The sequence below is a fragment of the Paenibacillus pabuli NBRC 13638 genome (assembly GCF_001514495.1).
Taxonomy (GTDB): domain Bacteria; phylum Bacillota; class Bacilli; order Paenibacillales; family Paenibacillaceae; genus Paenibacillus; species Paenibacillus pabuli.
The window spans coordinates 43,115-56,123 of sequence record NZ_BCNM01000028.1; the positions used below are offsets into that span (position 1 = coordinate 43,115).

Genomic DNA, 13,009 nt, shown 5'->3' on the forward strand with positions numbered 1-13,009 from the left:
TTCTTCCCCGCGAATTTGAATACGTTGTTGGTTCTAGTCACTTACCGTCATCATCGTCTCACGCGGAGGCTGGTAATGTTCCAGCCTGCGAAATGTGATACCTTTTTGCTTCATCATGTTGGTCACCTTGCCTGTATCCTTGGGATATGGGCGATGAAAGACAATTTCTGTAATGCCACTATTGGCGAGCATATTGGAGCAGGTCCAGCAAGGTTCATCCGTTACATATACAGAAGAGCCCTCGCGGTCAATCCGGTCCGTGAATAAAAGCAGATTTTGCTCTGCGTGAATGGTTCGAATGCAGCGCTGCTTTTTGACCATTTCCTCCTGCCCGTCGGTTACCACGAGTTCATACTCTTCCGAGATCATGCATCCTGCTTCAGAGCAATCAGGAACCCCCATGGGTGCACCGTTGTAAGCCGTTCCAAGCAGCTTTTTTCCCTGAACTAGCACGGCGCCAACATGACGGCGTGAACAGCGGGAACGGGTGGAGACCATATAGGCGATGTCCATAAAATACGTATCCCAGTCTTTGCGTACGTCCGCAGTACTCATGTCCGTTTCCCTCCCGTCCGATACAAGCTGAACCCATGCAAATGTACATCTGATACTCTGCTTACAGAAAACCTTCCGATTGCTGTTATCCCCTAATTATGCTCTTTTTTCCTTGGTGGAGATTCGGGGATAAAGGCGAAGGGTATGCAGCCGTAGCAGCTTTCTTTCTGAAAGCTTCTAGCTCCGCTTCTTTCAGGTCCTTCTGTCCTCTTCGTTCTTATGTCATTTCAAGTTCAACTTCTATCATCGTATTTGTTATTATCTGATCTGCACATATGGAGCCATTTTCTCCAGCATCTTCATACCGATTCCTTTCACTTTGGTCAGATCGCTGACTTTGGCAAAAGGTCCATGTGAATTACGATAGTCAATAATGGCTTGTGCCTTTTTCTCGCCAATTCCCGGAAGTTCCATGAGCTTGGCAGCAGGCGCTGTATTAACATCAATTTTACCATTGTCGGTTGTCGCTTCACTGCTCTCCGAAGGTTGATTATTAACTGGAGGAACAACCAATGCATTCGATTTCTCTTCAGTCCGCGTAGTAGAGTCATTCGCTTGGTTACTTGCAGCGGTCTCATCAGCCATTTTCCCCATTACGGCATCAACCTGATTTTGCTCTGTGGAAGTCGCATTTGTTATTGGCTGCTGCTGATTTGTATCAGCTTTGCCGTTCTTCTGTTCCTGAACCGAAGTAGCCGACTGTACAGCAGAGGTTTCCTGCTCTATCGTCGGCTTCTCGGCGCCGAGCTGCATGGGTTCCCAGCCTGAAGGTGGCTGTTCCCTTATGCCCGACCATAATATCAGTATACTTCCAACCACCGCAGCAGCAATGGTCAGCCCCTTATTCCATCTCATCCTTCCACACCTCTCCCTAATTCAAAATAATCTATTCTGAACACGGGCGGTGCTTCCGAACCGTTGGACTTGCCTTATAAACCAAGCAGTACTTTTTTCATGTCATGTCACGCAGGTCATGACGCATACACTAGAGGGAAAGAACTGCGCCATTACCGTAAAGCATGAAAGGAGGCCTGAACAATGAAGGTTGGATTTATCGGAACCGGCAGCATGGGCAGCCTGCTGATCTATGCCTTGATTCAATCCGGTGCACTCGAGCCCCGGCAGATCACCGCAAGTAATCGAACACCTTCCAAAGTACGGCAGCTCTCCCTCCGTTACCCTGGTCTGCATGAATCACAGAGCAACCGGGAAACCGTCATCCGAAGCAATATCATCTTCCTGTGCGTGAAGCCACTTGAATTCAAACATGTTATCGACGACATCCTGCCTGTCGTAAATCCCAATCATATGATCGTCTCGATCACCAGTCCCGTGCAGCTGCGACATCTGGAATCTTCACTTCCTTGCAAAGTCTCCAAAGTTATTCCCAGCGTTACGCACCAGGTCGGCAGCGGAGCATCCCTGTGTATACACGGCGAACGAATGACTACCCAAGACCGCGCTGTACTGGAAGGGCTGCTCAGTCATATCGGCAGACCCTTTCAAGTGGATGAAGCCTGTACCCGAATCACATCCGACTTCTCCAGCTGCGGACCTGCATTCATATCGTTCTTTCTGGAGCAATGGATTGAAAGTGCCGTCAAACTTACAGGTATCAAACGAGCCGACGCCTGCGCTCTTGCCGGCGAAATGCTTCTGGGAACAGGCAAGCTGCTCACCGAAGGCGGATACACTCCGCAAGAGCTTCAGGCTCGCGTGGCTGTACCTGGCGGCATCACCGCACAGGCACTTGCCCTGCTGAAGGTTAGTCTGAATGGTGTTTTTGACAGCCTGATCCATACGACACATGACAAATATGATGAAGATTTGTTGAAGCTGGATGAACTATTCAAAGCCGGTGAGATTAACCGGCAACAATATTAACGAGTTTGCCTGGAACGGCAATGACCTTGCGAATGGTCTTGCCTTCCAGTGCCTGTTTCACAGGTGCCAATTCCATCGTAAAGTCCTGCATACCCTGTGCATCCAGATCCTTCGCGATCGTAGCACGGGTTACAATTTTGCCATTCACCTGAACGACAATTTCAACTTCCGCATCCACTGTCATGGATTCATCATACTGAGGCCAAGCTACATAAGAGATTCCACCCTCATGACCGAGACGGCTCCACAGCTCCTCCGCCATATGTGGTGCCAGCGGTGACAACAGCTGTACAAAATTCTCCATGGCTTCACGCGGCAGCGTATCTGCTTTGTACGCATCATTGATGAAAATCATCAGCTGACTGATGGCTGTGTTGAAACGCAAATGTTCCAGATCATCCGTAACCTTTTTAATCGTTTTGTGTGCAGTCCGCTTGAACTCATCCGTACCACCATCTGCGGTAATCTTGTCATTGATCGCACCTGTATCTTCATTAATGAACAGACGCCATACACGTGACAGGAAGCGGTGCATGCCTTCAACCCCGTTTGCGTTCCACGGTTTTGTCGCTTCGAGCGGCCCCATGAACATTTCATACAGACGTAATGTATCTGCACCAAATTCATTGACAATCTCATCCGGGTTAATGACATTACCACGGGATTTACTCATTTTTTCATTATTGGTTCCCAGGATCATTCCTTGGTTCACCAGTTTGTGGAAAGGCTCTTTGGTATGCACCACACCCAGATCATACAGCACTTTATGCCAGAAACGAGCGTACAGCAAGTGAAGCACCGCATGCTCCGCTCCCCCAATATACAGATCAACTGGCAGCCACTGCTGCTGTTTCTCTTGAGAGATCAGTTCCTTGTCATTGTGCGGATCGATAAAGCGCAGGTAATACCAACAGCTGCCAGCCCATTGTGGCATCGTGTTTGTCTCACGACGTGCTTTCATACCCGTTTCCGGATCTATCGTATTCACCCACTCCGTCACATTCGCCAGTGGCGACTCTCCAGTACCCGAAGGTTTGATCTGATCAATATCAGGCAGAAGCAAAGGAAGTTGATCCTCTGGCACCGTCTTCATCGTCCCATCTTCCAGATGCAGAATCGGGATGGGCTCACCCCAATAACGTTGACGGCTGAACAACCAATCGCGCAGACGGTAAGTCGTTTTGCCTTGTCCCTTGCCATTCTCTTCCAACCAGGCAATCATCTTCGCAATCGCTTCTTCGTTGTTCAATCCGTTCAGGAAATCAGAGTTCACATGCGGTCCGTCTCCGGAATACGCTTCTTGTGTCACGTCGCCACCCTGTACCACCTCGATGATGTCCAGACCAAATTGTTTCGCAAACTCCCAGTCACGAGCGTCATGTCCCGGAACGGCCATAATTGCCCCTGTGCCATATCCAGCCAGTACATAATCGGCAATCCAGATCGGAACCTTCGCTCCGTTTACCGGATTGATTGCATAAGTTCCTGTAAATACACCCGTTTTATCTTTAGCCAAATCGGTGCGTTCCAGATCGCTCTTGCGAGAAGCCTGTTCCTGATATGACTTGACTGCATCACGCTGATCTGCCGTTGTAATGACTTCCACCAGCTCATGCTCAGGTGCCAATACAGCATAACTTGCACCGAACAACGTATCTGCACGTGTCGTAAACACCTTGATGACTTCTTCATGACCCTCAATGGCAAAAGTAACTTCCGCCCCGGTTGATTTGCCGATCCAGTTGCGCTGCATATCCTTAATGCTTTCCGACCAGTCCAGCTCTTCCAGGTCTTCCAGCAGACGCTCTGCATATTCCGTAATTCTCAATACCCATTGGCGCATCGGTTTACGAACAACCGGATGTCCACCGCGCTCACTCTTGCCGTCAATAACCTCTTCGTTCGCCAGTACCGTACCCAGAGCTTCGCACCAGTTAACAGGTACTTCATCTACATAAGCCAGGCCTTTATTGTACAGCTGGATGAAGATCCACTGCGTCCATTTGTAGTAGTCAGGGTCTGTCGTGCTGATCTCCCGATCCCAGTCATACGAGAATCCGAGGGATTTGATCTGACGACGGAAATTGTCAATGTTGCGGAACGTAATCTCCCGTGGATGTTCGCCTGTATCCAGGGCGTGCTGCTCGGCAGGCAAGCCAAAGGCATCCCAACCCATCGGATGCAAAACATTGTATCCTCTCATACGTTTGAAGCGTGATATGATATCCGTTGCCGTGTATCCTTCCGGGTGACCTACGTGCAGACCGGAACCGGATGGATATGGAAACATATCCAAAGCATAAAACTTCGGTTTAGCCGGGTCCTCACCCGTTTTAAACGTTTTATTTTCATCCCAGTATTGCTGCCAGCTCTTCTCCATGACTTGTGGCTGATAGCCGTGTTTTGGCTGTTGGTTCTCACTCATCTATTGTTCCTCCTCTGGTTATTCGCTTTTATTGCAACAAAAAAACCTCAGCATCCCGTAGCGTTTGCAGCGCTAGGGACGAGAGGTTGAATTCCCGTGGTACCACCCTAGTTAGCGAATGATCGTGCTTCGTCATCCACTCCCTTTGGACCTGTAACGGCGGTTAACCGATGCGGATTTCCATTCCTGAACCCGAGTGTTGCTCCGGTCGGTCGCAGAATGGTGTAATCACCGCATTTCTCCAAGGCGAGTTCGTGAAATACTGTCAACCGACTTGCACCAACCGCCGGCTCTCTGTCATGTACAGGACTCACTACTGATCCTTATCATCGAAATATGTATACAATATCGGGACCATTATATAAAAAAACAGCGTTAAAGTCAATATTCCACCGTCTTTTGCTTATAAATGCTGCTTTTCAACAGCATACACCTCAGGATAACCGGAATCGCTTGATTCCTTCTTCTAGGTTATCCATCGTCCACTGAATATGTTCCTTGTTATCGTATTGACGATAAGAACACTCGATTCTCAGCGCCAGATCAAAGTACAGATCATATAAGCTTCTTCTTTTTCGTTCGCGATCTGTTGTAACTGCTCGTCCATAACCTTTGAGAAATCCCGGTGTATTATTAAAATGACTGAAGTAATGCTCCATCAGAGGATCTGCCCAAAGCGAGCGTTCAAAGTCGATAATCGCCGTAATTTTCCCTGCATCCACAAATACATTGCCATCCCACAAATCCCAGTGCACCAGTACAGGCTCATTGACATCATCCAGTACTTCCGATTTCTCCTGAATCAAACGCTCCAGTTCCTCATAACCCATGGAAAATTCCACACCCGCTTCTTTGCCATCTGCGAGCATGTCATCCATCAGGCTTAGAAAAGCTTCTTTCCATGTGGCATACTTCGGTTTCTTTACGGAAAAGTAACCAAACTTCTCCCCTTTAATCTCATTCATTCGGCGATTGTATGCACCCAGCTGCTGCTCAATGGATTGCTGTTCTTCCACACTATATTGATCCTTGACTTTGTTATAAGGCGTTCCAGGCATATATTCCATAATGAAATATTCGGCCGGCACCAGGCTCAGGGAAGAATCGTAGGCCAACACCCGGGGAACCGGTATATCCTGAAGCTCTCCCGCGAGTCGAAGGGCCTCGACCTCAGCAACCATGACATGCTGCTCACAGCGCATCAGCTTGATCCCATCCGATGGAGCAATTTTGAGCACAACCCGCTGTCCGTCATTCAGTGTAATAAAGTAAGCGTGGTTTGCCCAGCCGTCAATCATCTCTTTGTATTCCTGGATACCTGTGATAAAATGCTGCTGCACAATTTCATCCAACTGCTCGGAAGTCAGCCTTGTTTTATATGTACTTTCCATTTTGCACCCCACCCGGATTTTTAATTTCGGATTAATTTTAGTTTTCTAAGGAACCTGGGAAGTCTTATTTGAACCCCGGACCTTCTTCTATAATCGTAAGGAACTCCAGACGTCTTATTTCCTAAAACCAGCTGAAAGAATGCGATAAAGTTTCCTGGATTCCAACCTAACGTGTCTCTGGTTTCTTAGCTTTCCGGAGGCGCTGCAACCCCCTCAATAAGACGGCTCAGGTTCGTTAACGTTTTCCACTCCACCATTATGGCTTCCCTCAACCCAACTAGCAATAGCTTTTTTTACACATATAGTAACGTCTTTATACATGCAAAAAACATACCGTAAATGTAAAAGAACTGCCCTTATGCATCATAAGGACAGTTCTGTGCCATCATCCTATTTCACGGCTACATAGAATAGACGCTGTGCGTCTTCTCCCGCCTCATTCCATTCAAAATCAGCATATACACGGACATCTCGGAAACCAGCCTTTGTCAGCTCCAGCTTCATCCAGTCCGGATCATATGCACGCTGAACATGAACCTCTTCAAACCGTTGATACATATCCTTGCCGTTCTCGGCTGCACGTGAAAATATACTTAGATGATGCTCGATCTCACACCGATCATGATCCATATCACAGGTCCAGATATACGATACGGAGCGTTCATCCAGTACAAAAGGCTGCTCCTCTTCGTATCGAATAAGGGTATTCGGATGATGCACATCGAACAGGAACGTGCCCTCCGGCTTCAGCATCTCGTATGTACGCTGGAAAGTACGAACGACGTCCTCTTTTTCAAGCAGGTAATTGACACAATCACAGAACGATATAACCGAGTCCACGGGCTCCGGTACCCTCCAGTCCCGCATGTCCTGCTGCACCCAGCGAACACTGCCTTCCCGATACAAGCGGTGTCCTTGAGGCGTAGCCTCCATTTTGCTGCGCGCGACAGACAGCATGTCTGCTGACAGGTCAATACCTGTAACTTCAAAGCCGGAGTTCACCAGCGGGATCGTAATTGAGCCCGTTCCGCAGCCGAGTTCAGCCACACTTTTCGGCATGCCATGCCGTTCCCAAGCCGTTCTCGCAAACCTTATCCAGTCCGGATAAGGCATATCCTCCATTAATTCATCGTACACATAGGCAAATTTCCGGTAAGACATGTCAGGCACCGCACTTTCAATTTTCATTTTCCAATCCCATCTGAACAAAAGAAAAAGCAGGGGCGTCCGGAGTTCACCCAGCCTTGCCCTGCCTTTACTTGTGGATTCAAGTACATTCTTGATCCATGATACCTGCTGCTTACTTGTCTTCGCTCTGATTCTGCGGTGCAGACTCTGTCAGATAGGTCCAGCTTTCCTTCTGCGTTACCAGACCATCCTTCATCAGCTTGCCCAAAGCACGCTTGAAAGCGGATTTGCTGATACCAAAGCGCTGCTTGATGATATCCGGCGGGGTCGCATCCGAATAAGGCATACCACCTGTAGGACGTTCTTTCATGAAAGCAAGCAGCTTGTCTGCATCTTCATTGCGACCCACCTCTTTGAGAGGAGACATGGCCAGATTGACACGACCATCTTCACGTACCAGGGTCACCCGGCATTTCACTTTTTCACCAAGGCGCAGCAGGCGGCTCCGTTCCGAGGAATGGATCATGCCAATGGCACCAAAACCAAGCACTCCGCCTTCCACGAGTACAAAAGTACCCATCTGTAACGGCTTGTACACCGTAGCTTCAACCCATTCATTCAACCAAGAGGTTGGCGCATGGAAGGACAGTGGCGCAAGCTCACGTTCGCCAGCCAATTTCGCCCGCAGGCGTCCTTGCTTGTCATGCTCCATAATAACAAAAACTTCATCGCCCACATGGGGACGCAACTCTTCCAATTCAGGCAATTCACGAATCGGGAGCAGCAATTGTCGCCCAAGCCCCATCTCGAGGAAACATCCAAGGCGTGGATGAATATCCGCCACAACCAGTCGTCCCATTTCGCCGAGGGTGAGATACGGTTTTTTCATGGTTGCCGCCAAACGGTCTTCTGTGTCAAAGAACAGAAATACCTCCAGCGTTTCTCCAATTTTAATGTCCCGTGTGAGCTCCGTATAGTGAAGCAGTACATCTTCCGATCCTGTCGTCAAAAAGTAGCCAAATGGAGACACTTCACGTGAAACCTGCAAGTTGACGACTGTTCCAGCGATCAAACTCATACCGTTTCCACCACTTTGGCGTCAGACCACAGGCGCTCAATGTTATAATATTCCCGCTCGTCGCGGTGGAAGATATGAACAACAACATCTCCCATATCCATCAATACCCAACGTGCGGAATCCATGCCCTCAATGCCTTTGATATTCACACCGGATGCATGAGCCTGTTTGCGAATTTCTGTCGCAATCGCCTGTACCTGTGTATCGGAATTCCCGTGACAGATAACAAAATAGTCTGCTACCAGCGAGATACCCACCAGATCCAGTGCCACAATGTTGGATGCCTTTTTATCGTCAGCGGCAGCAACCGCCATATTCATAAGTTCCTTCGATGATACTGTCATGAACCAACCTCCATAATCTATAAATGTGCAATCAAGTCATTTCGCGACAACATGGTCAAAGGATAAATGACACGGCGCTGCGAGATCAGCAAGCTAATCGTCGAGTCAAAACCGGCAATTAAACCTTCTTCCAGACTATGCCCAGCCTGTTCGCGAATATGATCTACTCCCGGGAAGTCTCTTCCCGGTTCAATATAATCCGCCAGACATACCACTTTATCCAGCAGGCTCATACCCACCCGACCCGAAGTATGCCAGCGAATGGCATTAATAATCTCGGCATCATCAATGCCGTAATCACGCTGTGCAACAAAGGCTCCCACTTCGGAATGCCAGAGCTGCTTGTCATGCTGCAAAAGTTCTTCGTTCAATCCATTGTCACGAATGACCGCTTCCATCTCGGCTACAGGCCAATACTTGGCCACATCATGCAATATGGCTGCCAGATCTGCTTTTACAGGATCAGCACCATATTGGTTAGCCAGCTTAACGGCCGACTCCATGACACCCATGGTGTGCTTCCAGCGTTTCTCCGGCATTTGGCCGGAGACAGCCCGGATCAGTTCCTCACGGCTTAGTTCCATATAAACCGCTCCTTACAATGTATTGATGAACCGCATCGGGAATCATGAAGCGCACGGAATGCCCTTTGGCAAGACGTCTGCGTACTGCTGTGGATGATATATCCACTAGGGGCATCTCAGCCAGCAGCACCCGATCCTGTAACGCATCCGGAAGGTCGTCCAGATGTAACTGGAATCCCGGCCGTCCCACACCGATAAAGGTTAAGCCTTCGGCGAGTTCTTCGATCTGCTCCCATTTTGGAAGATAGTTCACCATATCTGCCCCGACAATAAAATAAAACTCATGTTCGGGATAGCGGCGCCACAGCTCCTTCATCGTATCGATGGTATAAGACACACCACCCAGCTCCATCTCAATGGCAAGCACCTCATATTGCTGCACTTCCTTCACCGCAGCTTCCGTCATATCGAGACGCTGTTGTCCCGATGCTCCGGCTCCGTGTTTGTGAGGTGGAACATGGGACGGCATGAACCAGATCGCATCCAGCCCATGCGAATCCCTTGCTGCTTCCGCTGCCAGCAGGTGCCCCATGTGGATCGGATCAAACGTACCACCCATGATGCCGATCTTCACCCGAGTCACTCTCCCTTACCTAGGTAGTTCGATTTGTTTGTTGTCACGCGATTCTTTGTACAGAATGATGGTACTTCCGATGATTTGCACCAGCTCGCTGCCTGTCTCACGGGCAACCTCTTCAGCAATCTCGTTTTTGTCATCCAGACAGTTGTTCAGCACTTGTACCTTCATCAATTCACGCTTCTCGATTGCATCTTCGATATGACGGAACAGATGCTCATTGGTGCCCCCTTTACCAATCTGAAACACAGGGGTCAGATGATGTGCTTGTGAACGCAAAAAGCGCTTTTGTTTACCGTTTAACATGAATACTCCATACTCCTTATGGTGAGCAAACCTCAGCAACAGTACAATGACTGTCGGGGCCTGACCGTTCAATTATATTTTTACAATATCAAAAACTGTCTAACACAGCTCGTCGCATCGTCTCCACGGGAGCCGGGATGCCGAGCCAGTGTTCAAATGCTACCGCACCCTGGTATATAAACATACCAAGACCACCATGCACAGTACATCCACGCTCCCTTGACTCTCGAAGCAGGCGTGTTTCCAGCGGATTGTAGATAAGGTCGCTTACTGCTGCACCTGCTCGAATGAGTGCAGGGTCAACAAGCACGTCATCTACATGCGGATGCATACCTGCGGCTGTTGTGTTAATCACAATATCGGCCGCAGCCAGTATCACAGCAGCCTCTGCCATTCCACTACCTGTGATGTCACCCAGTCCATGAGCGCGGAGATCGGAAGCAAGGGCAACGGCTCTATCAGCTGTACGGTTAAGAATACTGATTCGTTCAGGCTTTTCCAAAGCGAGCGCATAGATCACACCTCTTGCTGCACCTCCTGCCCCAAGAACAGCGATACGCTTGCCAGCGAGTTCCGGAACTGCTTCTTCCTTCAAGGAACGCACATAGCCGATACCATCCGTATTATACCCTGTCAGCTTGCCTTCTTCATTGACAATGGTGTTCACCGCGCCAATCAGACGTGCACTTTCATCAATCACATCAAGATACGGCATAACCTGTTCTTTGTGTGGAATGGTTACATTCACACCACGGTACCCCAGCGCCACGATACCACGGATGGCTGATTCCAGCTGCTCGGGACGAACATGCAATGGCATATACATTCCGTTTACTCCTGCAGCCTGTAGAGCCGCATTATGCATGGCAGGCGACTTGGAGTGAGCAATGGGATCGCCCATGACACCCAGCAGGACAGGCAGCGAGGGATTGGCATTCTTTTGTTCTGACATATATCCGCCTCCGATCTGATGAAAATGCTCCTGAAATTACATTAGATCAAGGATGGACGGATCAGTACACGAATACCTTTTGGAGCATGTACCGCAACAAGCGCCCCATTCTCACCGTTAACCTTAATCCAGCCCAGACCGGAAATAAATACATCCGACTGGCTGCCACGTTTGATCCGGAATTCATGTCTGGTCCATTCTGGCATATCTGCTGCATCTTCACGCGTTGGTGGAGACAGTAGTTCCCCCAGATGGTCACGATACAATTCGTCTGCACGTTCCAGCTTCGTCCGGTGAATATCAAGTGCAGTGCTGATAAAACAAGTGAAGGACTGGCGATCCCCCTCAACAAAGTCAAAACGAGCCATGCCGCCAAAGAACAGCGTCTGACCAGAATTCAATTGATAAACGGCAGGTTTAAGCGGTTTTTCTGGCATGATGGCAGCCAGATCCTTCCGGGATACAATTTCGCTGAAACGCCAAGGGTATACAATTCCCGGCGTATCAATAATAGCTTTTCCATCATCCAGCGGAATATTAACCATATCCAGCGTCGTTCCTGGATAACGAGAGGTCGTAAGTTCCTGCTCGAGATCGCTGTAATCACGGATCAGACGGTTAATCAGTGTGGATTTGCCCACATTGGTGCCACCAACCACATATACGTCACGATCTCCGCGATACGTCCCGACTAGCTCAAGCAGTCGGTCGAAGCCCTGATTTTGCTTTGCACTGCACAGAACAACATCTACGGTACGCAAACCTTGTTCTTTGGCTTGCTTCTGCACCCAGTTACGAACCTTGTTCCAGTTGGTTACTTTGGGGAGCAAGTCCGTCTTGTTCACGGCAAGCAGTACCGGATTGTTGCCTACAAAGCGCTGCAAACCGGAGATGATGCTGCCATCAAAGTCAAACAAATCAACGATATGGATGACAAGTGCATCCTTATCCCCGATTTTGCTCAGCAGCGCCAGGAATTCATCCTGATCCACTGTAACGGATGATGACTCATTGTAATTTTTGATACGGAAACAACGCTGGCAAATGACGGGTTCACGATCCAGCGCTTTCTCGGGGATGAAGCCTGGTAATTCCGGGTTTTCCGTTTGCAGATGCACGCCGCATCCGCTGCACCTTACGGCAATATTGCCGTTATGCGGTTCTGTCATTTCTTATTTTCCTCCTCAAGCCATAAGCCTTTCTTGCGCAAACTCGTTAGAGCAATCCGTTCCACGCGCCGATTGAAGCGGGTCATGAAGCCTTCATCTCCAATGGAGATCGGCAGCACCAGAACCGTATAGAGTCCCAGTCGATTACCTCCAAAGACATCTGTAAGCATCTGATCGCCTACCACAATCGTTTTTTCTGGAGTTAACTCCATCATTTTCATTGCTCTACGAAACGGAACATTCGATGGTTTGCGTGCACTATGCACAAACTGGATATCCAGTGGCGTCGCAAACAGGGATACACGATTCAAATTGTTATTGGACACAATCATCAGCTGGAAACCAGCCTCTTTCACACGTGCGAACCACTCGATCAGTTCGGGCGTAGCATCAGGGGCTTTGGCTCCAACAAGTGTATTGTCCAGATCAGTTATAATTCCACGGTAGCCTTGAGCGTATAGCTCTTCCAGATCAATGTCAAAAACTGTGTCTACACGCAGCTTGGGCATTAACATTTCAAACAAAGAAGTCACCTCAGTTTCATACGACACACTATATCACAAATCCGTCTTTCCTGAAAATGCATACAGCCCTGATGGGATGGGGAAAAAGGAAA

Annotated in this window: 14 protein-coding genes and 1 other annotated feature; of the genes, 1 reads left to right on the top strand and 13 read right to left on the bottom strand. The window is 48.9% G+C overall.

The features are described from left to right. Positions 1-33: 33 nt before the first annotated feature. Positions 34-555, bottom strand: coding sequence for a deoxycytidylate deaminase (locus PPA03S_RS28280; protein ID WP_062328740.1), 522 nt, complete (start codon positions 553-555; stop codon positions 34-36). A 258-nt stretch (positions 556-813) separates the two neighbouring features. After that, positions 814-1,410 (bottom strand): ComEA family DNA-binding protein, encoded by a 597-nt coding sequence (locus PPA03S_RS28285; protein WP_062328744.1) that lies wholly within the window; start codon positions 1,408-1,410, stop codon positions 814-816. A 183-nt stretch (positions 1,411-1,593) separates the two neighbouring features. On the opposite strand from PPA03S_RS28285, the gene comER reads away from it, so the two are divergent. Next, positions 1,594-2,439 carry a late competence protein ComER gene (comER, locus tag PPA03S_RS28290; protein WP_062328746.1) on the top strand — a complete coding sequence of 282 codons (846 nt, stop codon included), beginning with the start codon at positions 1,594-1,596 and terminating at the stop codon, positions 2,437-2,439. Here comER and leuS read toward each other — a convergent pair. From leuS to PPA03S_RS28345, 11 genes are all read right to left on the bottom strand, one after another. Further along, the gene (gene leuS, locus PPA03S_RS28295; protein ID WP_062328749.1) at positions 2,420-4,864 is read right to left on the bottom strand and encodes a leucine--tRNA ligase; all 2,445 of its coding nucleotides are present in this window, start codon (positions 4,862-4,864) and stop codon (positions 2,420-2,422) included. The two genes, comER and leuS, sit on opposite strands and share 20 nt — an antisense overlap. A 71-nt stretch (positions 4,865-4,935) precedes the next feature. After that, positions 4,936-5,203: a binding site (T-box leader), on the bottom strand. A 95-nt stretch (positions 5,204-5,298) separates the two neighbouring features. Continuing rightward, entirely contained in the window at positions 5,299-6,255 is a 957-nt protein-coding gene (locus PPA03S_RS28300) for a phosphotransferase family protein (RefSeq protein WP_062328752.1), read from the bottom strand. Positions 6,256-6,645: 390 nt separating this feature from the next. Continuing rightward, positions 6,646-7,443, bottom strand: coding sequence for a class I SAM-dependent DNA methyltransferase (locus PPA03S_RS28305; RefSeq protein WP_245683757.1), 798 nt, complete (start codon positions 7,441-7,443; stop codon positions 6,646-6,648). A gap of 112 nt (positions 7,444-7,555) precedes the next feature. Continuing rightward, positions 7,556-8,461: a CvfB family protein gene (locus PPA03S_RS28310; RefSeq protein ID WP_062328755.1), complete on the bottom strand. Its 906-nt coding sequence runs from the start codon at positions 8,459-8,461 to the stop codon at positions 7,556-7,558. After that, complete coding sequence (gene rsfS / locus PPA03S_RS28315) at positions 8,458-8,805, bottom strand: ribosome silencing factor (RefSeq protein ID WP_062328758.1); 348 nt, start codon at positions 8,803-8,805, stop codon at positions 8,458-8,460. Before rsfS ends, PPA03S_RS28310 begins: the two co-directional genes overlap by 4 nt. A 17-nt stretch (positions 8,806-8,822) precedes the next feature. After that, positions 8,823-9,389 (bottom strand): bis(5'-nucleosyl)-tetraphosphatase (symmetrical) YqeK, encoded by a 567-nt coding sequence (yqeK, locus tag PPA03S_RS28320; protein ID WP_062328762.1) that lies wholly within the window; start codon positions 9,387-9,389, stop codon positions 8,823-8,825. Further along, positions 9,373-9,963, bottom strand: coding sequence for a nicotinate-nucleotide adenylyltransferase (locus tag PPA03S_RS28325; RefSeq protein ID WP_062328765.1), 591 nt, complete (start codon positions 9,961-9,963; stop codon positions 9,373-9,375). Before PPA03S_RS28325 ends, yqeK begins: the two co-directional genes overlap by 17 nt. A gap of 15 nt (positions 9,964-9,978) precedes the next feature. After that, on the bottom strand, positions 9,979-10,272 hold the full coding sequence (yhbY, locus tag PPA03S_RS28330) for a ribosome assembly RNA-binding protein YhbY (RefSeq protein WP_062328768.1): 294 nt from the start codon (positions 10,270-10,272) through the stop codon (positions 9,979-9,981). A gap of 88 nt (positions 10,273-10,360) precedes the next feature. Then, positions 10,361-11,224, bottom strand: coding sequence for a shikimate dehydrogenase (gene aroE / locus PPA03S_RS28335; protein ID WP_062328771.1), 864 nt, complete (start codon positions 11,222-11,224; stop codon positions 10,361-10,363). Positions 11,225-11,265: 41 nt separating this feature from the next. After that, on the bottom strand, positions 11,266-12,393 hold the full coding sequence (yqeH, locus tag PPA03S_RS28340) for a ribosome biogenesis GTPase YqeH (RefSeq protein WP_062328773.1): 1,128 nt from the start codon (positions 12,391-12,393) through the stop codon (positions 11,266-11,268). After that, entirely contained in the window at positions 12,390-12,917 is a 528-nt protein-coding gene (locus PPA03S_RS28345; RefSeq protein WP_062328777.1) for a YqeG family HAD IIIA-type phosphatase, read from the bottom strand. Before PPA03S_RS28345 ends, yqeH begins: the two co-directional genes overlap by 4 nt. Between the last annotated feature and the right edge of the window lie 92 nt (positions 12,918-13,009).